The 22,255-nt window shown below is 67.7% G+C and carries 17 protein-coding genes; 16 read left to right on the plus strand and 1 reads right to left on the minus strand.

The genetic code is table 11. From position 1 onward, the window contains the following. Nucleotides 1–82: 82 nt before the first annotated feature. From typA to ABT263_RS11295, 16 genes are all read left to right on the plus strand, one after another. The gene (gene typA / locus ABT263_RS11220) at nt 83–1,951 is read left to right on the plus strand and encodes a translational GTPase TypA (RefSeq protein ID WP_329489436.1); all 1,869 of its coding nucleotides are present in this window, start codon (nt 83–85) and stop codon (nt 1,949–1,951) included. Nucleotides 1,952–2,381: 430 nt separating this feature from the next. Then, nucleotides 2,382–4,016, plus strand: a complete 1,635-nt coding sequence (locus ABT263_RS11225) for a peptide ABC transporter substrate-binding protein (RefSeq protein WP_329489437.1) — start codon at nt 2,382–2,384, stop codon at nt 4,014–4,016. A gap of 89 nt (nt 4,017–4,105) precedes the next feature. Beyond that, nucleotides 4,106–5,050 (plus strand): ABC transporter permease, encoded by a 945-nt coding sequence (locus tag ABT263_RS11230; RefSeq protein WP_352290007.1) that lies wholly within the window; start codon nt 4,106–4,108, stop codon nt 5,048–5,050. Continuing rightward, entirely contained in the window at nt 5,043–5,981 is a 939-nt protein-coding gene (locus ABT263_RS11235) for an ABC transporter permease (protein ID WP_352290009.1), read from the plus strand. Before ABT263_RS11230 ends, ABT263_RS11235 begins: the two co-directional genes overlap by 8 nt. Nucleotides 5,982–6,000: 19 nt before the next feature. Then, entirely contained in the window at nt 6,001–7,050 is a 1,050-nt protein-coding gene (locus ABT263_RS11240; protein ID WP_352290011.1) for an ABC transporter ATP-binding protein, read from the plus strand. Further along, nucleotides 7,043–8,062, plus strand: coding sequence for an ABC transporter ATP-binding protein (locus tag ABT263_RS11245; protein WP_352290013.1), 1,020 nt, complete (start codon nt 7,043–7,045; stop codon nt 8,060–8,062). The genes ABT263_RS11240 and ABT263_RS11245 overlap by 8 nt, the downstream gene beginning before the upstream one ends. Before the next feature lie 191 nt (nt 8,063–8,253). Continuing rightward, nucleotides 8,254–9,873 carry a peptide ABC transporter substrate-binding protein gene (locus ABT263_RS11250; RefSeq protein ID WP_352290015.1) on the plus strand — a complete coding sequence of 540 codons (1,620 nt, stop codon included), beginning with the start codon at nt 8,254–8,256 and terminating at the stop codon, nt 9,871–9,873. Between the two features lie 120 nt (nt 9,874–9,993). After that, nucleotides 9,994–10,920, plus strand: a complete 927-nt coding sequence (locus ABT263_RS11255; protein ID WP_352290017.1) for an ABC transporter permease — start codon at nt 9,994–9,996, stop codon at nt 10,918–10,920. Between the two features lie 76 nt (nt 10,921–10,996). Next, a complete protein-coding gene (locus ABT263_RS11260) occupies nt 10,997–11,911 on the plus strand; it encodes an ABC transporter permease (RefSeq protein ID WP_352290041.1) in 915 nt (304 codons plus the stop codon). Nucleotides 11,912–11,926: 15 nt separating this feature from the next. Next, a complete protein-coding gene (locus ABT263_RS11265; RefSeq protein WP_329489444.1) occupies nt 11,927–12,976 on the plus strand; it encodes an ABC transporter ATP-binding protein in 1,050 nt (349 codons plus the stop codon). After that, nucleotides 12,969–14,090, plus strand: a complete 1,122-nt coding sequence (locus ABT263_RS11270; RefSeq protein WP_352290019.1) for an ABC transporter ATP-binding protein — start codon at nt 12,969–12,971, stop codon at nt 14,088–14,090. The genes ABT263_RS11265 and ABT263_RS11270 overlap by 8 nt, the downstream gene beginning before the upstream one ends. A gap of 412 nt (nt 14,091–14,502) precedes the next feature. Continuing rightward, nucleotides 14,503–16,152: a peptide ABC transporter substrate-binding protein gene (locus ABT263_RS11275; protein ID WP_352290021.1), complete on the plus strand. Its 1,650-nt coding sequence runs from the start codon at nt 14,503–14,505 to the stop codon at nt 16,150–16,152. 93 nt (nt 16,153–16,245) lie between these two features. Continuing rightward, the gene (locus ABT263_RS11280) at nt 16,246–17,190 is read left to right on the plus strand and encodes an ABC transporter permease (RefSeq protein WP_329489447.1); all 945 of its coding nucleotides are present in this window, start codon (nt 16,246–16,248) and stop codon (nt 17,188–17,190) included. After that, a complete protein-coding gene (locus ABT263_RS11285; RefSeq protein WP_352290023.1) occupies nt 17,183–18,157 on the plus strand; it encodes an ABC transporter permease in 975 nt (324 codons plus the stop codon). The genes ABT263_RS11280 and ABT263_RS11285 overlap by 8 nt, the downstream gene beginning before the upstream one ends. A gap of 15 nt (nt 18,158–18,172) precedes the next feature. Continuing rightward, the gene (locus ABT263_RS11290) at nt 18,173–19,273 is read left to right on the plus strand and encodes an ABC transporter ATP-binding protein (protein ID WP_352290025.1); all 1,101 of its coding nucleotides are present in this window, start codon (nt 18,173–18,175) and stop codon (nt 19,271–19,273) included. Further along, nucleotides 19,266–20,285, plus strand: a complete 1,020-nt coding sequence (locus ABT263_RS11295; RefSeq protein WP_352290027.1) for an ABC transporter ATP-binding protein — start codon at nt 19,266–19,268, stop codon at nt 20,283–20,285. The genes ABT263_RS11290 and ABT263_RS11295 overlap by 8 nt, the downstream gene beginning before the upstream one ends. A 58-nt stretch (nt 20,286–20,343) precedes the next feature. Here ABT263_RS11295 and ABT263_RS11300 read toward each other — a convergent pair whose 3' ends face one another. Next, entirely contained in the window at nt 20,344–22,053 is a 1,710-nt protein-coding gene (locus ABT263_RS11300; protein WP_352290029.1) for an ABC transporter family substrate-binding protein, read from the minus strand. Between the last annotated feature and the right edge of the window lie 202 nt (nt 22,054–22,255).

The raw sequence follows: 22,255 nt of genomic DNA on the forward strand, positions 1-22,255 counted from the left end.
GCGGCGGTGATCACAACGGATCGCCGGTCGGCGTCACGCAGCCGGGCGCCGAAACCCACGATTCCGGGAGAATCCGCTCAGCATGCCCACGCGCAATGACATCCGCAACGTTGCCATCGTCGCCCACGTCGACCACGGCAAGACCACTCTGGTCGACGCCATGCTGAAGCAGGCCGGTGCCTTCGCCGCCCACCAGCACCTCGATGACCGCATGATGGACTCCAACGACCTGGAGCGCGAGAAGGGCATCACCATTCTCGCGAAGAACACCGCCGTGAAGTACCACCCCAAGGAGGGTGGCGCCCCGATCACGATCAACATCATCGACACCCCCGGCCACGCCGACTTCGGTGGTGAGGTCGAGCGCGGTCTGTCCATGGTGGACGCGGTCGTTCTCCTGGTCGACGCCTCCGAGGGTCCGCTGCCGCAGACCCGCTTCGTGCTCCGCAAGGCGCTCACCGCCAAGCTCCCGGTGATCCTCTGCATCAACAAGACCGACCGCCCGGACTCCCGGATCGACGAGGTCATCAACGAGACCTACGACCTCTTCCTGGACCTCGACGCGACCGAGGAGCAGATCGAGTTCCCGATCGTCTACGCCTGTGCGCGTGACGGCGTCGCCTCGATGACCAAGCCGGAGGACGGCAGCGTCCCGGCCGACAGCGACTCGCTGGAGCCGTTCTTCTCGACCATCCTGTCGGCCGTCCCGGCCCCGACCTACGACGAGGACGCCCCGCTCCAGGCCCACGTCACCAACCTGGACGCGGACAACTTCCTCGGCCGCATCGCGCTCTGCCGCGTCGAGCAGGGCGAGCTGCGCAAGGGCCAGCAGGTCGCGTGGATGAAGCGTGACGGTTCGATCCAGCAGGTCAAGATCACCGAGCTGCTGATGACCGAGGCGCTCACCCGCAAGCCGGCCGAGGTGGCCGGCCCCGGCGACATCTGCGCCGTCGCGGGCATCCCGGACATCATGATCGGCGAGACCCTGGCCGACCTGGAGAACCCGATCGCGCTGCCGCTGATCACGGTGGACGAGCCGGCCATCTCGATGGTCATCGGCACCAACACCTCGCCGCTGGTCGGCAAGGGCGGCAAGGGCCACAAGGTCACCGCCCGCATGGTGAAGGACCGCCTGGACCGCGAGCTGATCGGTAACGTCTCGCTCCGCGTGCTGCCGACCGAGCGTCCGGACGCCTGGGAGGTCCAGGGCCGTGGCGAGCTGGCGCTGGCCATCCTGGTCGAGACCATGCGCCGGGAGCTCTTCGAGCTGACCGTCGGCAAGCCGCAGGTCGTCACCAAGGTCATCAACGGCAAGACCCACGAGCCGGTCGAGCGGATGACCATCGACAGCCCCGAGGAGTACCTCGGCGCGATCACCCAGCTGATGGCGACCCGCAAGGGCCGCATGGAGACCATGACGAACCACGGCTCCGGCTGGGTCCGCATGGAGTTCATCGTCCCGTCGCGCGGCCTGATCGGCTTCCGGACCCAGTTCCTGACCGACACCCGCGGCACCGGCATCGCGCACTCCATCTTCGAGGGCCACGAGCCGTGGTTCGGCGAGCTCCGGATGCGCAACAACGGCTCGCTGGTGGCGGACCGCGCGGGCGTCGTGACGCCGTTCGCGATGATGGGCATCCAGGAGCGCGGCACGCTCTTCGTCGAGCCCACCACCGAGGTGTACGAGGGCATGATCGTCGGCGAGAACTCGCGCCAGGACGACATGGACATCAACATCACCAAGGAGAAGAAGCTCACCAACATGCGTGCGGCCTCCTCCGACACCACCGAGAACCTGGTGCCGCCGCGCAAGCTCTCGCTGGAGCAGTCGCTGGAGTTCTGCCGCGAGGACGAGTGCATCGAGGTGACTCCGGAGACGGTTCGCATCCGTAAGGTCGTCCTGGACCAGAAGGAGCGCGGCCGCACGGCTTCGCGCGCCAAGAAGGCGTGACCACTTCCTTCTGAGCGCCCTTTGGCCTGAATCGATCGCCCCCCTTTCCAATGGAGAGGGGGGCGATCGTTTTCACTACTCCACGCTGTCGACGCGCGTATAAACGGAATATCGCTTAACACAGCAAGGTGTCCGCTGAGCGAACGTGACAGTCCGTCATTCATGACGACTGTCCGTTTGATGCCTGTCTGAGTATGTCTCTTATGTCCGATTTTCGAAACTTACCGACCGTTCATGTGACCTAATTGAGATCGCTAGTGGTCACTTTCGTGTCCGTGCGTGACGGATAGTGGGTGCAGTCAGGCTCGGGTCAAGGGTTAACGCGCAGGGGTGCGCGCCGAAACCACGAGCGCGGACGGCACAACGGAAGCGGCGTCAGCCGACCGTGGTGCTCTCCTCGTTGGAAAGTCGATTTCAGGAGGCATCCCCCATGCGCGGTGCAACCCAGACCAAGTGGATCGTCGCGGCGACCGCTATCGCCCTCGCGGCGACCGCTTGCAGCACCAGCTCGAAGAGCAGTGACAAGGCCTCTTCCGGCGGCGGCACCATCGCCGTCCAGCTCGGCGAGCCGCAGCACGGTCTGGTTCCCCAGAACACCGCGGAGTCCGAGGGTGCCGAGGTTCTCGGTGCCGTCTTCGCCGGCCTGGTCGAGTACGACAACAAGACCAACGAGCCGAAGCTGCGCGTCGCCGAGTCGATCGAGAGCGCCGACAGCAAGCTCTGGACGATCAAGCTGAAGGACGGCTACACCTTCCACAACGGTGAGAAGGTGACCGCCCAGTCGTTCGTCGACGCCTGGAACTGGGGCGCCAACCAGGACAACGCGGCCGAGGGCCTGCCGTTCTTCGCCAAGATCGAGGGCTCCGAGGACCTGGCCCCGGGCAAGGACAAGAAGCCGACCACCGACAAGCTCAAGGGCCTGACGGTCGTCGACGACAAGACCTTCACCGTCTCCCTGACGCAGCCGTTCTCCCAGTTCAAGACCATGCTGGGCTACAACGCGTTCTACCCGCTGCCCAAGGCGTTCTTCACCGACCCGAAGACGTTCGCCGACAAGCCGATCGGCAACGGCCCGTTCGAGATGGACGGCGCCTGGGAGCACAACAAGCAGATCAAGGTCAAGCGCTACGAGAACTTCCCTGCCTCGGACGGCAAGGCGAAGCTCCAGGGCGTCACCTTCAAGATCTACGACAACCTGGACACCGCGTACAACGACCTGCGCGCCGACAACATCCAGGCCACCGACAAGCTGCCGATCTCGGCCCTGTCGAGCGTCAAGGGCGAGTTCGGCGACCGCTACATCTACAAGCCGGAGTCCGGCGTCGGCTACATCGGCTTCCCGATCGCCACCAACCCGGCCACCTACGGCAAGCCGGAGATCCGCAAGGCGATCTCGATGGCGATCGACCGCGAGGCGATCACCAAGACGATCTTCTCGGGCACCCGCGTCCCGGCCGACGACTTCATCAACCCGCTGATCCCGGGTTACCGCAAGGGCGCCATGGGCGACGCGGCGAAGTACGACCCGGCCAAGGCCAAGGCGCTCTTCGACCAGGCCGGCGGTGTTCCCGGCAACACCATCGAGCTGGGCTACAACGCCGACGGCGGCCACAAGGAGTGGATCGAGGCCGTCGCGAACCAGCTGAAGAAGAACCTGGGCATCGAGGTCACCACCAAGCCGTTCGAGAAGTTCGGCAAGATCCTCGACGCGCTGGGCGAGAAGCAGTACTCGGGCGCCTTCCGCATGGCGTGGTCGATGGACTACCCGTCGATCGAGAACTACCTCCGTCCGATCTTCTCCAAGGTCGCGATCGAGAACGGCTCGAACTACGGCGGCTACGTCAACGACAAGTTCGAGGACCTGCTGAACCAGGCCGACCAGGCGAAGACCCAGGACGAGGGCCAGAAGCTGTACCAGCAGGCCGACGACATCCTGGTGCAGGACCTGCCGTACATCCCGGTGTACACCTACATGTCCTCCGCCGCGTACAGCAAGAAGATCAAGAACTTCGACACCGACGCCCAGGGCCGTATGAACCTGGACGAGGTCGAGCTCGCCGGCTGATCCGGTAGTCAGACGAACGGGGGCGGGCGGACCGGACTACAGTCCCGGTCCTCCCGCCTCCCTTCCTTGCTTGAAAGTGTGGAGGTCTGATGGGCCGCTATGTCATCCGCCGACTGATACAGGCGATCCCTGTCCTGCTCGGTGCGACTCTGCTGATCTATGCCCTGGTTCACTACCTGCCCGGTGACCCGGTGCAGGCGCTGGCCGGTGAGAAGCGAGCCGACCCGCTCGTGGCGGAAATGATCCGCCAGAAGTACCACCTGAACGACCCCTTCCTGCTGCAGTACTGGAACTACATCTCAGGGGTCTTCCAGGGGAACCTCGGCGAGAGTCTGACCGGTCGCTCCGTGACCGACATGATCAGCGAGGCGTTCCCGTACACCGTCAACCTCGCCCTGGTCGCCTTCATCATGGAGGCAGTCATCGGCGTGCTGGCGGGTGTCATGGCGGCCCTGCGCAAGGGCAAGTTCATCGACCAGCTGGTGCTCATCAGCACGCTGTTCGTCATCTCGATCCCGGTCTTCGTCACCGGCTTCGTGCTGCAGCTGGTGCTGGGCGTGAAGCTCAAGACCGACTACGGCGTCGACTTCTTCCCGGTCTCCTTCAACGAGGAGGACGGACTGCGGGCCTACCTGCTGCCGGCCTTCGTGCTGGCGTCGACCTCGCTCGCGTACGTCGCCCGACTGACCCGCACCAGCCTGATGGAGACCATGCGCGCGGACTACGTCCGCACCGCGGTCGCCAAGGGTCTGAAGCGCCGTCGGGTGATCGGCCGCCACGCCCTGCGCAACGCGCTGATCCCGATCGTCACCTTCCTCGGTGCCGACCTCGGCGGTCTGATGGGTGGCGCGGTCATCACCGAGAAGATCTTCAACATGCACGGCATCGGCGGCCTGCTGGCCCAGTCCGTGTACCAGAAGCAGGGCACGGTGATCGTCGGCATGGTCACCCTGCTGGTGATGATCTACCTGATCACCACCCTGCTCGTGGACCTGCTGTACGCCGTGCTCGACCCGAGGATCCGCTATGAGTGACACCATCACCGTGGGCAGCGAGGCGCCCGAGGACAAGACCCCGAAGGCCGCGCCGGAGAAGAAGCAGAAGCCCGAGCGCGTCGCCAGCCTCTGGTCCGACGCACTGCGCGACCTGCGCCGCAACCCGGTCTTCATCATCGGCGCGGTGCTCGTCTCCGCCCTGCTGGTGATCGCCGCCGTGCCGCAGCTGTTCACCGACGGCAACCCGCTCTCGGGCGACGCGTGCGACCTGGCCAACTCCCTGAAGCGCCCGAGCGCCGAGCACTGGTTCGGCTTCGACGTGCAGGGCTGTGACGTCTACACCCGCACCATCTGGGGTGCCCGCAACTCGATCATCGTCGGTGTGCTCACCACCACCACGGTGACCGTGATCGGCGCCCTGCTCGGCCTGCTGGCCGGCTGGGTCGGCGGCATGGTCGACAGCATCCTGTCGCGCTTCACCGAGATCTTCTTCTCCATCCCGCTGCTGCTCGGCGGCATGCTGATCATGTCGATGCTCGGCAAGGGCAACGCCTACACCGTCTCCGTCGTGATGGCCGTGCTCGGCTGGCCGCAGATCTTCCGCATCATGCGCGCCTCCGTGCTGGCCAACAAGCACAACGACTACGTGATGGCGGCCAAGGCGCTCGGCGCCGGCAGCTTCCGGATCACCTTCCGGCACATCCTGCCGAACGCCATCGCGCCGGTGATCGTGGTCTCCGCGATCAGCCTGGGTGTCTACATCGGTGCCGAGGCCGCCCTGTCCTACCTGGGCATCGGTGTCCAGTCCCCGGAGATCTCCTGGGGCCTGATGATCAGCGACGCCCAGCCCCGCTTCCTGACCGCCCCGCACGTGCTGCTCTTCCCGTCCGCGGTGCTGAGCGTCACGGTGCTGGCGTTCATCATGCTCGGCGACGCGGTGCGCGACGCCCTCGACCCGAAGCTCCGCTGAGAGAAGAGGTGACGACCCGATGACCACCGTGATCGAGAAGAACCAGAAGAGCGGCCGCCTCGAAATCGGCACCCCGCTGCTGGAGGTCCGTGACCTCCACGTGGAGTTCCACACCCGGGACGGCGTCGCCAAGGCCGTGAACGGCGTCAACTACTCCGTGTCCGCCGGTGAGACCCTGGCGGTGCTGGGCGAGTCCGGCTCCGGCAAGTCGGTGACCGCCCAGACCATCATGGGCATCCTGGACATGCCGCCCGGCAAGATCAGCCAGGGCCAGATCCTCTTCCGCGGCGAGGACATGCTCGCCATGAAGGAGGAGCAGCGCCGGCTGATCCGCGGCCAGAAGATCGCGATGATCTTCCAGGACGCGCTCTCCTCGCTGAACCCCGTGATGACCGTGGGCGACCAGCTCGGCGAGATGTTCCGGGTGCACAAGGGCATGTCCAAGAAGGACGCCCGGGCCAAGGCCGTCGAGCTGATGGAGCGGGTGCGCATCCCCGCCGCCAAGCAGCGCGTCGGCGACTACCCGCACCAGTTCTCCGGCGGCATGCGTCAGCGCATCATGATCGCGATGGCGCTCTCCATGGAGCCCGACCTGATCATCGCCGACGAGCCCACCACCGCCCTGGACGTCACCGTCCAGGCCCAGGTGATGGACCTCCTCGCGGAGCTGCAGGCCGAGTACAACATGGGCCTGATCCTGATCACCCACGACCTCGGCGTGGTCGCCGACGTCGCGGACAAGATCGCCGTGATGTACGCCGGCCGGATCGTCGAGACCGCCCCGGTCCACGACCTGTACGCCAACCCCGCGCACCCGTACACCAAGGGCCTGCTCCGCTCCATCCCGCGCCTGGACCAGAAGGGCCAGGAGCTGTACGCGATCAAGGGCCTGCCCCCGAACCTGCTGAAGGTCCCGGCCGGCTGCGCGTTCAACCCCCGCTGTGACGTCGCCACCGACCAGTGCCGCACGGTGATCCCGAAGCTGCACCAGGTGACCGACAAGGACGGCACGGAGCTCACCGGCCGCCGCAGCGCGTGCCACCTCTGGAAGGAGACCCTCCATGGCTGAGCCCATCCTGGAGGTCAAGGACCTGGTCAAGCACTACCCCCTGACCCAGGGCATCGTCTTCAAGAAGCAGGTCGGCGCGGTCAAGGCGGTCGACGGCATCTCCTTCGAGCTGATGAAGGGCGAGACGCTCGGCATCGTCGGCGAGTCCGGCTGTGGCAAGTCCACGCTGGCCAAGGTGCTGATGAACCTGGAGCGGGCCACCTCCGGCCAGGTGCTGTTCAAGGGCGAGGACATCTCCAAGCTGTCCGGCTCCGCCCTGAAGGCGGTCCGCCGGAACATCCAGATGGTGTTCCAGGACCCGTACACCTCGCTCAACCCGCGGATGACGGTCGGCGACATCATCGGCGAGCCCTTCGAGATCCACCCCGAGGTGGCTCCCAAGGGCGACCGCCGCAAGGCCGTCCAGGACCTGCTGGACGTCGTCGGCCTGAACCCGGAGTACATCAACCGGTACCCGCACCAGTTCTCCGGCGGCCAGCGCCAGCGCATCGGCATCGCCCGCGGCCTCGCGCTCAAGCCCGAGATCATCATCTGCGACGAGCCGGTCTCCGCCCTGGACGTCTCCGTCCAGGCGCAGGTGATCAACCTGCTGGACCAGCTGCAGAGCGAGTTCGAGCTCTCGTACATGTTCATCGCGCACGACCTCTCGATCGTCCGGCACATCTCCGACCGCGTCGGCGTGATGTACCTCGGCAAGATGGTCGAGATCGGCACGGACGAGGCGATCTACGAGAACGCCACGCACCCGTACACCCAGGCGCTGCTCTCCGCGGTGCCGGTGCCGGACCCGACGGCGCGCGAGTCCCGGGACCGGATCATCCTGACCGGCGACATCCCCTCGCCGGCCAACCCGCCGTCCGGCTGCCGGTTCCGCACCCGCTGCTGGAAGGCGGAGGAGCGCTGCGCCACCGAGGTCCCGCTGCTGGCGGTGCCCAGCACGCTCAGCGGTGCGGCGGCCCACGAGTCGGCCTGCCACTTCGCCGAGGTCCGGGAGACGGCCGCCGCCGTCTGATCCCCGAGGCGTTCCCCGGAAGGGCCCGCGGCTGTCGAAGCCGCGGGCCCTTCCGGCGTTTCGCGCTCCTGTGGCGGCGTCAACCCCGGGCGGGGTCCGCTGCACCCGTCCGGGGGTACCTGGCTCGCGCCGCCGGGCCACCGCGCTTCTCATGGGGTGTGATGCGACACACACCTTGAGGAGGGACCTCCATGCCCGCAGCCACTCGCGCTCGATGGGTCCTCGCCGCTGCGACATCTGTGGCCCTGGTGGCCAGTGGGTGCAGCAGTAGCGGCGGAGGCAGTAGTTCGTCGGACAGCGGCAAGACCTTCAGTTACCAGAGCAGTGAGCCGCAGAACCCCTTGCAGCCCGCGAACGCGAACGAGACCGGCGGCGGCCGCATCCTGCAGAACCTGTTCAAGGGGCTGGTGGACTACGACCCCAGCAACGCGAAGATCCGGATGCAGGTCGCGGACTCGATCGAGACCAGCGACTCGCAGACCTTCAACGTCACCCTGAAGACCGGCTGGACGTTCCACGACGGCACCCCGGTCACCTCGAAGAACTTCGTCGACGCCTGGAACTGGGGCGCGACCACCAGCAACAACCAGATCAACAGCTCCTGGTTCTCGGACATCGAGGGCTACCAGGACGTCCACCCGGCCAGCGGCCAGCCGACCGCCACCGCGATGTCCGGCCTGACCGTCGTGGACGACACGCACTTCACCATCAAGCTGCACACCAAGGTCTCGTACTTCGAGTACAAGCTGGGCTACATCGCCTTCTCCCCGCTGCCGACCGCCTTCTTCAGCGACCCGACCGGGTTCGGGCAGAAGCCGGTGGGCAACGGCGCCTACCAGTTCGTCAGCTGGAGCCACAACCAGCAGGTGGTGACCAAGGCGTACCCGAACTACCAGGGCGTGGACAAGCCGAAGAACGGCGGCATCGTCTTCAAGATGTACAACACGTCCGAGGCCGCCTACGCGGACCTGCAGTCCAACAACCTCGACGTGATGGACCAGGTGCCGCCGTCCGCGCTGGCGACGTACAAGAGCGACCTGGGCGACCGGGCGATCGACTCGCCGCAGGGCGCGATCCAGAACATCGGCTTCACGCTCTACCAGCCGGACTGGGCCGGCCCGGACAAGGCGAAGGTCCGTCAGGGGCTGTCGATGGCGATCGACCGCGACACCATCACCAAGACCGTGCTGCAGGGCTCGCGCAAGCCGGCCTCCGCGTGGGTCGCGGAGGGCGTCGAGGGCTACAAGGCCGGCCAGTGCGGCGACAACTGCACCTTCGACGCCACCAAGGCCAAGCAGCTGATCACCGAGGGCGGCGGCGTCCCCGGCAACAAGCTGACGATCACCTACAACGCCGACGGCGGCCACAAGGAGTGGGTGGACGCGGTCTGCAACTCGATCCGGCAGAGCACCGGCGTGGACTGCGTGGGTGACCCGAAGCCCGACTTCAAGACCGCCCGCGCGGCGATCACCGGCCACCAGATCAACGGCGCCTTCCGCACCGGCTGGGTGCAGGACTACCCGCTGAACGCCAACTTCATGGCCGACGTCTACCGCACCGGCGCCGCGTCCAACGACTTCGGCTACAGCAGCCCGCAGTTCGACCAGCTGGCCACCGAGGCGGACCAGGCGGCCAGCGTGGCGGACACGGTGACGGGCTACCAGAAGGCGGAGGCGGTGCTGGCGAACGACATGCCGGCCATCCCGCTCTGGTACTACCGCACCAACTCGGGCTACTCGGCGAACGTCCAGAACGTGAAGTTCGACTCCTTCGGCAACCCGGCCTGGACCCAGGTCGAGGTCAAGGGCTGATCCAGCCCCTCGCGCCGGCCCCGCCCTCCCCGCACGGAGGGCGGGGCCCGGGCACTCGACCCCCACGCGGCCCTGCGCACCCGGTCACGGGCCGACCAGTCACCTAGGAAGGAGGCTCGGATGGGAAGTTATGTGCTGCGGCGGGTGCTGCAGATGATCCCGGTGTTCTTCGGCTCCACATTCCTGATCTTCCTGATGGTCTACACGCTGCCCGGGGACCCGGTCGCGGCGCTCTTCGGGGACAAGGCCGCCGACCCGGCGGTGGTGGCCAATCTGAAGCACAAGTACTACCTCGACCAGCCGCTGTGGAAGCAGTACCTGCACTACATGGGGAACCTCTTCCAGGGCGACTTCGGGACGAGCTTCACCGGCCGCTCGGTCACCGACATCATGGCGGACGCCTTCCCGGTCACCATCCGGCTGGCGCTGATGGCCTTCGCCTTCGAGCTGATCGTCGGGCTGGCGCTCGGCCTGGTCTCCGGCCTCAGGCGCGGCAGCTTCCAGGACACCCTGGTGCTGGTCCTGACCCTGGTGGTGATCTCGATCCCGGTGTTCGTGCTGGCCTACATCGCCCAGACGATCTTCGCGACCAACCTGGGCTGGGTCACCCCGACCGTGCAGGACTCCAAGGACCTCTCCCAGCTGATCCTGCCCGCGATCGTGCTGGGATCGCTCTCCCTCGCCTACGTCGCCCGGCTCACCCGGACCTCGATCGGGGAGAACCTGCGGGCGGACTACATGCGCACGGCGGTCGCCAAGGGCCTGCCCCGGCGCACCGTCATCACCCGCCACCTGCTCCGCAACTCGCTGATCCCGGTGGTCACCTTCCTCGGGACCGACCTGGGCGCGCTGATGGGCGGTGCGATCGTCACGGAGGGCATCTTCAACGTCCAGGGCATCGGCAACGTGCTGTACCGGGCGATCAACCAGAAGGAGGGCCCCACCGTGGTCGGCATCGTGACCGTCCTGGTGATCGTCTACCTGGTCGCCTCCCTGATCGTCGACCTGCTCTACGCGGTCCTGGACCCGAGGATCCGTTATGCCTGACCTGCGTGACGAGGGCGAGTTCAAGCCGCACGCGGCCCCGGGCGTCGACCACCTGGACTACGCCGGCGAGCAGGGTATGGCGGTCGAACAGGAGACCCTGGTCGAGGGCGATCCGGCCAAGCGGGAGGAGGCCCGCAGCCTGTGGGGCGACGCCTGGCGGGACCTGCGGCGCCGGCCGATCTTCCTGATCTCGGCGATCCTGATCCTCCTGCTGGTCGTGATGGCGATCTTCCCCTGGGCCTTCACGGACGCCGATCCGCGCAAGGCCGACCTGGTCAACGACTACCTCAAGCGCCCGGACTGGTCGGACTTCTTCGGCGCCGGCTGGTTCGGCTACGACGGCCAGGGCCGGTCCATCTACGCCCGGGTGGTCTACGGGGCCCGCGCCTCGATCACCGTCGGCATCTTCGTGACCCTGGGGGTCACCCTGCTCGGCGGGCTGACCGGGATGGTCGCCGGGTACTTCGGCGGCGCGGTGGACGCCGTGATCTCCCGCGTCGTCGACATCTTCTTCGGCATCCCGCTGCTGCTCGGCGCGCTGGTCCTGCTGGGCGCGTTCTCCGCCCGCACGGTGTGGAGCGTGGTCATCGCCCTCGCGGTGCTCGGCTGGACGCAGATCGCGCGCGTCATGCGCGGAGCCGTCCTGACCGTCAAACAGTCCGACTACGTGGTGGCCGGCCGGGCGCTCGGCGCGAGCACCGGGCGGTTGATGTTCCGGCACATCCTGCCGAACGCGATCGCGCCGGTGATCGTCGTCGCCACGATCGCGCTGGGCGGCTACATCGCGACCGAGGCCACGCTGAGCTTCCTCGGCATCGGCCTGCAGGATCCGACCATCTCCTGGGGCATCGACATCGCCTCCGCCCAGAAGGTCATCCGGACGGCCCCGTACGTGCTGTTCTTCCCGGCCGTGGCGCTCTCGATCACCGTGCTGGCCTTCATCATGCTGGGTGACGCGGTGCGCGACGCCCTCGACCCGAAGCTTCGCTGAGCGAGGGGACTCATCGTGACCACAGCTGTCGACACCGGCAAGCCCCAGCGGGAGACGCCCTACGAGGGGCCGCTGCTGGACGTCCGGGACCTGCACGTGGAGTTCGTCACCCGGGACGGCGTGGCGAAGGCGGTCAACGGGGTCAATTACAGCGTCCGGGCGGGGGAGACCCTGGCGGTGCTGGGGGAGTCCGGTTCGGGCAAGTCGGTGACCGCGCAGGCGATCATGGGCATCCTGGACATGCCCCCGGCCCGCATCCCGCAGGGCGAGATCCGCTTCCGGGGCCGGGACATGTTGACGATGGGCAAGGAGGAGCGCCGGAAGATCCGCGGCCAGAAGATCGCGATGATCTTCCAGGACGCGCTCTCCTCGCTGAACCCGGTGCTGAGCGTGGGCTTCCAGCTCGGCGAGATGTTCCGGGCCCACCACGGGGCGTCGCGCAAGGAGGCCAAGGCCAAGGCCGTCGAGCTGATGGACCGGGTGCGCATCCCGGCGGCGAAGGAGCGGGTCAACGACTATCCGCACCAGTTCTCCGGCGGCATGCGCCAGCGCATCATGATCGCGATGGCGCTGGCCCTGGAGCCGGACCTGATCATCGCGGACGAGCCGACCACGGCCCTGGACGTGACCGTGCAGGCGCAGGTGATGGACCTGCTGGCCGAGTTGCAGGCCGAGTTCCACATGGGGCTGATCCTGATCACCCACGACCTCGGCGTGGTCGCCGACGTCGCGGACAAGATCGCCGTGATGTACGCGGGCCGGATCGTCGAGACCGCCCCGGTGCACGAGCTGTACGCGCGGCCGGCCCACCCGTACACCCGGGGCCTGCTGGACTCGATCCCGCGGCTGGACCAGAAGGGCCAGGAGCTCTACGCGATCAAGGGGCTGCCGCCCAACCTGCTGCGGATCCCGCCGGGTTGCGCGTTCAACCCGCGCTGCCCGCGCGCCCAGGACATCTGCCGGGCCGAGGTGCCCGAGCTCTTCCAGGTCACCGCGGACGACGGCAGCGAGCTGGCCGGGCGGGGCAGTGCCTGCTTCTTCTGGAAGGAGACCCTCCATGGCTAGCCCGCTCGGGTCCGCGGTTCCCAAGGAGGAGGCGTTCGCGCAGGCCGTGCGGCCCGGCGAGCCGATCCTCGAAGTCCGGGACCTGGTCAAGCACTTCCCGCTGACGAGGGGCGTCGTCTTCAAGAAGCAGGTCGGCGCCGTGAAGGCGGTCGACGGGGTCAGCTTCGACCTGATGCAGGGGGAGACGCTCGGCATCGTGGGGGAGTCCGGCTGCGGCAAGTCCACGCTCGCCAAGGTGCTGATGAACCTGGAGCCGGCCACCGGCGGATCGGTGCGCTACAAGGGGGAGGAGATCTCCCGGCTCTCCGGCTCCGCCCTGAAGGCGGTGCGGCGCAACATCCAGATGGTGTTCCAGGACCCGTACACCTCGCTCAACCCGCGGATGACGGTCGGTGACATCATCGGCGAGCCGTACGAGATCCACTCCGAGGTGGCGCCGAAGGGCGACCGGCGCCGGGCCGTCCAGGACCTGCTGGACGTGGTGGGTCTGAACCCGGAGTACATCAACCGGTACCCGCACCAGTTCTCCGGCGGTCAGCGCCAGCGCATCGGCATCGCCCGGGGGCTGGCGCTCAAGCCGGAGGTGATCATCTGCGACGAGCCGGTCTCGGCGCTGGACGTCTCCGTCCAAGCGCAGGTGATCAACCTGCTGGAGCAGCTGCAGGGCGACTTCAACCTCTCGTACATGTTCATCGCGCACGACCTCTCGATCGTCCGGCACATCTCCGACCGGGTCGGCGTGATGTACCTGGGCAAGATGGTGGAGGTCGGCTCCGACCGGGAGATCTACGACCACGCGACGCATCCGTACACCCAGGCGCTGCTCTCCGCGGTGCCGGTGCCGGACCCGACGGCGCGCGAGTCCCGGGACCGGATCGTGCTCGTCGGGGACGTGCCGTCGCCGGCCAACCCGCCGTCCGGCTGCCGGTTCCGCACCCGCTGCTGGAAGGCGCGGGACAGGTGCGCCGTGGAGGTGCCGCTGCTGGCCGCCCCGGCCTGGCTGGACGGGCACGCCCGGCACGACTCGGCCTGCCACTTCGCGGCGGAGCGCGGGGGCCCGGACGGCGGGGAGGGCGCGGCGGGCACGCCGGAGCCCCCACGCGAATCCAGTTGACACAGTTGTCCTGACCACGCACCAAGGGCGCGTCCTCCCTCCGGAGGGCGCGCCCTTGCGTTGTCCTGCGGAAACGCCGGAATTCCCGGCCCGAAAATGATCATTACGCTCCGTAAAGCATCGAATACCGGAGCTTATTGTTCGTTATCCGGAAACCGGAACACGGCATTCCAGGTGCGATATGCCGGAATTTGGCGAGCATTGTCATGACTTGGTCTGAGCATGTAATTGAAAAGAGATGTGAGGCGGATTCCGCCGGAGGGGTCGGGTGATCGATAGTTGCTCTGCGCGTATCAGTGGTCACCTCGCCAACTGTGCGGATCGGCCCTGAGATGTCGACCCTTGCCATGCCCGGCACACCGACTGGCGGGGCGCCGTTCGTTCGTAAGCCCCTAAATCGAGAGGCACTTGAATGAGGCTCACCAAGACCATGCGTTGGACCGCGCTCGCGGCGTGCACCGCACTCGCGATCTCCGCCTGCAGCACCGGCGGCGACAAGAAGTCCTCCAGCGAGGCGAGCGGCGCCGGGTCGGGCAAGAAGGGTGGCTCGATCAGCGTCGAGCTGGGTGAGCCGCAGCACGGGCTGGTGCCCCAGAACACCTCCGAGTCCGAGGGTGCCGAGGTGCTCAACGCGATCTTCGCGGGCCTGGTCGACTACGACATCAAGGACAACTCGCCCAAGCTCCGGGTCGCCGAGTCGATCGAGAGCCAGGACGCCACCACCTGGACGATCAAGCTGAAGGACGGCTACACCTTCCACAACGGCGAGAAGGTGACCGCCCAGTCCTTCGTCGACGCCTGGAACTACGGCGCCAACCAGGACAACGCGCAGGAGGCCCTGCCGTTCTTCGACAAGATCCTCGGCTCCGACGAGCTGGCCCCCGGCAAGGACAAGAAGCCCACCGCCGACAAGCTCAAGGGCCTCGCGGTCGTCGACGACAAGACCTTCACCGTCACCCTCAAGGCGCCGTTCTCGCAGTTCAAGACGATGCTCGGCTACAACGCGTTCTTCCCGCTCCCGAAGGCGTTCTTCACCGACCCGAAGGCCTTCGAGGACGCGCCGATCGGCAACGGCGCGTTCCAGATCGACGGGAAGTGGGAGCACAACAAGCAGATCAAGGTGAAGCGCTTCGAGAACTTCCCGGCCTCCGACGGAAAGGCCAAGCTGGATTCCGTCACGTTCAAGATTTACGACAAGCTGGACACCGCTTACAACGATCTGCGAGCGGACAACATCCAGATCACCGACAAGCTGCCGATCTCGGCGATGGCGACCGTCGCCCAGGAGTTCGGCGACCGCTACATCTACAAGCCGGATTCCGGCGTCGGTTACCTCGGATTCCCGATCTCGACGAATCCGGCATTCGCCAGTCCGGACCTCCGCAAGGCGATCTCGATGGCGATAGACCGGGAATCGATCACCAAGACCATCTTCTCGGGCACCCGCAAGCCCGCCGACGACTTCATCAACCCGATCATTCCCGGGTACCGCCAGGGCGCGCTCGGCGACGCCGCGAAGTACGACCCGGCGAAGGCCAAGGCGCTCTTCACCCAGGCCGGCGGCCTGCCCGGCAACACGCTGGAGATCGGCTACAACGCCGACGGCGGCCACAAGGAGTGGATCGAGGCCGTCGGCAACCAGCTCAAGGCGAACCTCGGGATCGAGGTCACCTTCAAGCCGTTCGAGAAGTTCGGCGCGATCCTCACCGCGCTGGGCGAGCACAAGTACTCCGGCGCCTTCCGGATGGCCTGGTCGATGGACTACCCGTCGATCGAGAACTACCTGCGGCCGATCTTCTCCAAGGTCGCCATCGACAACGGGTCCAACTACGGCGGCTACGTCAACGAGGAGTTCGAGGCCCTGCTGTCCAAGGCGGACGCGGCCAAGACCGACGCCGAGGGCATCAAGCTCTACCAGCAGGCCGACGACATCCTGGTCAAGGACCTGCCGTACATCCCGGTCTACACCTACATGTCCTCCGCGGCGTACACCAAGACCGTCAAGAACGTGAACGTCAACGCCCAGGGACAGATGGACCTGGCCAACGTCGAACTGGCCTGACCGACATCCAGCTGACCGGCACGCCGGGACGGGTGGCGCGGGCAACCCCCGTGCCGCCCGTCACGGGCGTGCCCCGAACCACGAGGAGGCCGCATGGGCCGCTATGTGGTCCGCCGGATCATCCAGGCCATACCTGTGATCCTCGGCGCGACGTTCCTGATCTACGCACTGGTCTTCCTGCTGCCTGGCGACCCCATCACGGCACTGGCCGGTGAGAAACGGCAGGACCCTGCCGTCGTCGCGGTCCTGCGGGACCGCTACCACCTGGACGACCCGTTCTTCATCCAGTACTGGGACTACCTGGTCGGCCTGTTCAAGGGCGACTTCGGGGAGGACTACCGCGGCAACGAGGTCGTGGACGTCATGAAGACGGCGTTCCCGTACACCATCAACCTGGCGGTGACCGCGCTGGTCATCGAGATGGTGGTGGGTGTCACCGCGGGTGTGATCGCCGCCCTGCGCCGCGGCAAGTTCATCGACAACGTGGTGCTGATCTCGACCCTGATGGTCATCTCGATCCCGGTCTTCGTGATCGGCTTCGTGCTGCAACTGGTGCTCGGGGTGAAGCTCAACACCGATTACGGCATCGACTTCTTCCCGGTCTCGTTCAACGAGGACGCCGGCTTCCGGTCCTATCTGCTACCGGCCTACGTCCTCGCCTCCACCTCGCTGGCGTACATCGCGCGGCTCACCCGGACCAGCCTGATCGAGGTGATGCGGGCGGACTACGTCCGCACGGCGGTCGCCAAGGGCCTCAGCCCGCTGCGGGTGGTCGTCCGGCACGGCCTGCGCAACGCGCTGATCCCGATCGTCACCTTCCTGGGCATGGACCTCGGCGGGCTGATGGGCGGCGCGGTCATCACCGAGGGCATCTTCAACATCCCCGGGGTCGGACACCAGCTCTTCCAGTCCGTCTACCTGCGCGAACGCACCATCGTGGTGGGCATCGTGAGCGCCCTGGTGCTCGTCTACCTGTTCGCCAACCTGGTGGTCGACCTGCTGTACGCCGTTCTGGACCCGAGGATCCGCTATGAGTGAGCCGACGAAGAGCGAGGACACCAAGGTGGCGATCCCCGAGCAGCCCGGCTCCGCGGCGCCCGGGACCGCGGTGCTCACCAAGGGCGCCGAGGCCGGCCGGACCGGCAACGAGCGGGTGGCCAGCCTCTGGACCGACGCCTGGTACGACCTGCGGCGCAATCCGCTGTTCCTGATCGGCGGGTTCCTGGCGCTGTTCATGGTGGCGCTCGCCGTCGCCCCGAGCCTGTTCACCGACGGGGACCCGACCTCGGCGGGGTTCTGCAACCTGTCCGACTCGCTGAAGCGGCCCAGCGCGGACCACTGGTTCGGCTTCGACGTCCAGGGCTGCGACATCTACACCCGCACCGTCTGGGGAGCCCGCAACTCGATCATCGTCGGCATCCTGACCACCTCGCTGGTGGTCGCCGTCGGCGGCACGCTGGGCCTCTGGGCCGGCTGGATCGGCGGGATCTGGGACAGCCTGCTCTCCCGGGTCACCGAGATCTTCTTCGCCATCCCGCTGCTGCTCGGCGGCATGCTGATCATGTCCACCTGGGGCAAGGGCAACGCCTGGACCGTCTCCGCGGTGATGGCCGTCCTCGGCTGGCCGCAGATCTACCGGCTGATGCGCTCGGCGGTGCTCTCCAACAAGCACAACGACTACGTGGTCGCGGCCAAGGCGCTCGGCGCCGGCACCGGGCGGATCGTCTCCCGGCACATCCTGCCGAACGCGGTCGCCCCGGTGATCGTGGTCTCGACCATCAACCTGGGCGTCTACATCGGTGCCGAGGCCGCGCTCTCGTACCTCGGCATCGGCATCCAGTCCCCGGCGATCTCCTGGGGCCTGATGATCAGCGACGCGCAGTCCCGCTTCCTGACCGCGCCGCACGTGCTGCTCTTCCCGGCCGCGGTGCTGAGCATCACCGTGCTGGCGTTCATCATGCTCGGCGACGCGGTACGCGACGCCCTCGACCCGAAGCTGCGCTGAGGAGGGCCGCGGACGATGAGTGACACGACGAAGCTGTCGAAGCAGTCGAAGGACGGCACCCCGCGCCGGGACGCCGTGGAGGTGATCGGCGGCGGACGGGAGAACCTGGTGCCCGGAACGCCGCTCCTGGAGGTCGACGACCTGCACATCGAGTTCCACACCCGGGACGGCGTGGCCAAGGCCGTCAACGGCGTGAGCTACTCGGTGTCGGCCGGGGAGACCCTGGCGGTGCTGGGGGAGTCCGGCTCGGGCAAGTCGGTGACCGCGCAGGCGATCATGGGCATCCTGGACATGCCCCCGGGGAAGATCACCGCCGGCGCGATCCGGTTCCGGGGCGAGGACCTGCTCACCATGAGCCCCAAGGCCCGTCGGGCGGTCCGCGGCCGGAAGATCGCGATGATCTTCCAGGACGCGCTCTCCTCGCTGAACCCGGTGCTGAGCGTGGGCTACCAGCTGGGCGAGATGTTCCGGGTGCACCAGGGGGCCTCCCGCAAGGAGGCCAAGGAGCGGGCCGTCGAGCTGATGGAGCGGGTGCGCATCCCCGCCGCCAGGCAGCGCGTCGGCGACTACCCGCACCAGTTCTCCGGCGGCATGCGCCAGCGCATCATGATCGCGATGGCGCTGGCCCTGGAACCGGACCTGATCATCGCGGACGAGCCGACCACCGCCCTGGACGTCACGGTCCAGGCCCAGGTGATGGACCTGCTGGCCGAGCTGCAGGCCGAGTTCAACATGGGCCTGATCCTGATCACCCACGACCTCGGCGTGGTCGCCGACGTCGCGGACAAGATCGCCGTGATGTACGCGGGCCGGATCGTCGAGACCGCCCCGGTGCACGAGCTGTACGCGCGGCCGGCCCACCCGTACACCAAGGGCCTGCTCCGGTCGATTCCCCGGCTGGACCAGAAGGGCCAGAACCTCTACGCCATCCAGGGCCTGCCGCCGAGCCTGCTGCGGATCCCCGAGGGCTGCGCGTTCAACCCGCGCTGCGACCGGGCGGCGGACCGCTGCCGCGGCGAACTCCCGCGGCTGGTGCCGGTGCTGGACTCCGACGGGGCCGATCTGCCGGGCCGCCGCAGCGCCTGCCACTTCTGGAAGGAGACCCTCCATGGCTGAGCCCATCCTGGAGGTCAGGGACCTGGTCAAGTACTACCCGCTGACCCAGGGCATCGTCTTCAAGAAGCAGGTCGGCGCCGTGAAGGCGGTCGACGGCATCTCCTTCGAGCTGATGAAGGGCGAGACGCTCGGCATCGTCGGCGAGTCCGGCTGTGGCAAGTCCACGCTGGCCAAGGTGCTGATGAACCTGGAGCGGGCCACCTCCGGCCAGGTGCTGTTCAAGGGCGAGGACATCACCCGGCTCTCCGGCGCCGGGCTGAAGGCGGTGCGCCGGAACATCCAGATGGTGTTCCAGGACCCGTACACCTCGCTCAACCCGCGGATGACGGTCGGCGACATCATCGGCGAGCCCTTCGAGATCCACCCGGAGGTGGCGCCGAAGGGCGACCGCCGCAAGGCCGTCCAGGACCTGCTGGACGTCGTCGGCCTGAACCCGGAGTACATCAACCGGTACCCGCACCAGTTCTCCGGCGGTCAGCGCCAGCGCATCGGCATCGCCCGGGGGCTGGCGCTCAAGCCGGAGCTGATCATCTGCGACGAGCCGGTCTCCGCCCTGGACGTCTCCGTCCAGGCGCAGGTGATCAACCTGCTGGAGCAGCTGCAGAGCGAGTTCGAGCTCTCGTACATGTTCATCGCGCACGACCTCTCGATCGTCCGGCACATCTCCGACCGCGTCGGGGTGATGTACCTCGGCAAGATGGTCGAGATCGGCACGGAGGACGAGATCTACTCGCACCCGACCCACCCGTACACCCAGGCGCTGCTCTCCGCGGTGCCGGTGCCGGACCCGACCGGGCGGGAGCAGCGCGAGCGCATCCTGCTCACCGGCGACCTGCCGTCGCCGGCCAACCCGCCGTCCGGCTGCCGGTTCCGCACCCGCTGCTGGAAGGCGGAGGAGCGCTGCGCCACCGAGGTCCCGCTGCTGGCGGTGCCCAGCACGCTCAGCGGTCCGGCGGCGCACGACTCGGCGTGCCACTTCGCCGAGGTCCGGGACGTGATCGGCGCGGGCTGAACCGGTCGGCGGGCCGGGCCCCGGGGCGTGCTCCCCGGGGCCCGGCCCGCCCGGCCGTTCACCGCTGGAAGGCGACGTTCTCCCAGACGATGTCGGACAGGCCCTGCGCACCGATGTTGGCCAGGTCGGCGCGGGCGCCGTACAGCTGCGGGCGCTGGTAGAGCGGCAGCACCCCGGCCACCTTCCACAGCTCGCCGTCGGCCTGGTTGATGGCCTCGAAGGCGGTGGCCGCGTCGGTCGCGGCGGCGGCCCGGTCGAGGGCGGCGTCGGCGGTGGCGCTGCCGGCCAGGGAGTGGTTCGTGCCGCCGTTCTGGACGAAGTTGGCCCGGTTGCCGCTGGCGGGGAAGGGCGTCCCGAGCAGCGAGTAGGCGGCGATGTCGAAGTCGTGGCGGTTGACGTACTTGTCGAAGTACTCGTTGGCGGCGGCGGTCACCGTGGTGACCTTGACGCCGACGTCCTTGAGCATCCGGGTGGTCACGGCGGCCTCGTTCTGGGCCTGGGTGACCCCGGCCGGGATCACCATCCGCAGGTTCAGCTCCCGGCCGTCCTTCTTGCGGACGTCGCCGTCGAGCTTCCAGCCCGCCGCGTCCAGCTTGCGGACGGCGTCGGCCGGGTCGAACCGGCTCAGGCCGAGCGAGTTGTCCCGGTAGGCGTTCTGGTTGGCCACCAGCAGGTGGTTGTTGAGGGTGACGGTGGGCCAGTCCAGGCCGCTGAGGTCGGAGCGGGTGATGGCGTCCCGGTTGATCGCCTGGAACAGGGCCTGCCGGACGGCCGGGTCGGTCAGCAGGGGGCTGCGGCTGTTCAGCGTGAACTGGCGGAAGTCGGGCCCGCCGGCGCGGCGCACGGCGGCGCCCTTGGTGCTCCTGATGAGCTGGTAGCCGGCCACGTCGGGGCCGTTGTTGAAGAAGTCGATCTCACCCTTGGCGAAGGCGGCGGCCATCGTGTTGGGCACCATGGCACGGAAGACGATCCGGTCCAGCAGCGGCTTCTCGCCCCACCACCCGGGGTCGGCGACCAGGGTGACCGTCTGCGCGGCCCGGTCCAGCTTCTCCACCTTGAACGGGCCGGCGGTGACCGGTATCGCGTCCAGGTAGGCGGAGTTGAACAGGTCCGCGGTGGCGATCCGGCTCGCGGGCAGCAGCGGGGCGTTGGCGGCGCCGTTGAACATCGACTGCCACTCGGAGAACGGCTTGTCGAAGGTCATCACGGCCTGGAAGTCGTCCCGGCCCCGCTCGACCGACGAGACCAGCTCGAAACCGGTGCTGCTGGAGGCCTTGAAGGCGGGGTCCTTCCCGTTCAGGGCGTGCCAGTTGGCCGCGATGTCGCGCCAGGTGAGCGGGGTGCCGTCGGACCACCTCGCCTTCGGGTTGAGCGTCCAGGTGACGACCTGGTGGCCGTCCCGGAGCTCGGACCGGGCGTCCTGGAGGTAGGCCGGGTTGATGCTCTGGGTGCCGGCCGCGTCGGAGCGGAAGAAGGTCGGCAGCAGCGGCTTGGTGACGGTGACCGTGGAGGACTCGCTGCCGTCGGTGTGGATCGGCGACCACTGGGTGGAGTACTGCGCGACCGCGACCCGCAGGGTGCCGCCCGGGCGGAGCTCGGCACGGTCGTGCGGATTGATGTCGACCGCGGTGAGCTTGGGCGATTCGAGCGGGGTCGGGGCGGCCTGGGCGCCGCCGGTGCCGGAGCCGCAGGCGCAGAGGGTCAGCGAGAGCGAGACGGCGGTGAGGCCGGCGAGCAGGGCCGTGCGGTGCGAGGTGAGGCGGCCCATGATGCTGCTCCCGGTGCGGATGTGAAGGACGTGACGGAGGGTACGGCGTCACATCTTGATGACCGGGGTGGTGAGTTGTCGAGGGGCGGGGGCGGGGGGCGGGGCCCCCCCCCCCGGGGGGGGGGCAAGCCGGGGGGCCCGGGGCGGTGGGGGGGGCGCGGGGGGGGGGGGGTGCGCAGGCCGGGCCGGGGTAAAGAAACCG

It is taken from the genome of Kitasatospora sp. NPDC001603 (genome assembly GCF_040298365.1).
In the GTDB taxonomy this organism is placed as follows: Bacteria; Actinomycetota; Actinomycetes; order Streptomycetales; family Streptomycetaceae; genus Kitasatospora.

Coding starts and splice junctions, on each gene's coding strand:
- typA (WP_329489436.1), top strand. CDS start 83: ATGCCCACGCGCAATGACATCCGCAACGTTGCCATCGTCGCCCACGTC.
- ABT263_RS11225 (WP_329489437.1), top strand. CDS start 2,382: ATGCGCGGTGCAACCCAGACCAAGTGGATCGTCGCGGCGACCGCTATC.
- ABT263_RS11230 (WP_352290007.1), top strand. CDS start 4,106: ATGGGCCGCTATGTCATCCGCCGACTGATACAGGCGATCCCTGTCCTG.
- ABT263_RS11235 (WP_352290009.1), top strand. CDS start 5,043: ATGAGTGACACCATCACCGTGGGCAGCGAGGCGCCCGAGGACAAGACC.
- ABT263_RS11240 (WP_352290011.1), top strand. CDS start 6,001: ATGACCACCGTGATCGAGAAGAACCAGAAGAGCGGCCGCCTCGAAATC.
- ABT263_RS11245 (WP_352290013.1), top strand. CDS start 7,043: ATGGCTGAGCCCATCCTGGAGGTCAAGGACCTGGTCAAGCACTACCCC.
- ABT263_RS11250 (WP_352290015.1), top strand. CDS start 8,254: ATGCCCGCAGCCACTCGCGCTCGATGGGTCCTCGCCGCTGCGACATCT.
- ABT263_RS11255 (WP_352290017.1), top strand. CDS start 9,994: ATGGGAAGTTATGTGCTGCGGCGGGTGCTGCAGATGATCCCGGTGTTC.
- ABT263_RS11260 (WP_352290041.1), top strand. CDS start 10,997: ATGGCGGTCGAACAGGAGACCCTGGTCGAGGGCGATCCGGCCAAGCGG.
- ABT263_RS11270 (WP_352290019.1), top strand. CDS start 12,969: ATGGCTAGCCCGCTCGGGTCCGCGGTTCCCAAGGAGGAGGCGTTCGCG.
- ABT263_RS11275 (WP_352290021.1), top strand. CDS start 14,503: ATGAGGCTCACCAAGACCATGCGTTGGACCGCGCTCGCGGCGTGCACC.
- ABT263_RS11280 (WP_329489447.1), top strand. CDS start 16,246: ATGGGCCGCTATGTGGTCCGCCGGATCATCCAGGCCATACCTGTGATC.
- ABT263_RS11285 (WP_352290023.1), top strand. CDS start 17,183: ATGAGTGAGCCGACGAAGAGCGAGGACACCAAGGTGGCGATCCCCGAG.
- ABT263_RS11290 (WP_352290025.1), top strand. CDS start 18,173: ATGAGTGACACGACGAAGCTGTCGAAGCAGTCGAAGGACGGCACCCCG.
- ABT263_RS11295 (WP_352290027.1), top strand. CDS start 19,266: ATGGCTGAGCCCATCCTGGAGGTCAGGGACCTGGTCAAGTACTACCCG.
- ABT263_RS11300 (WP_352290029.1), bottom strand. CDS start 22,053: ATGGGCCGCCTCACCTCGCACCGCACGGCCCTGCTCGCCGGCCTCACC.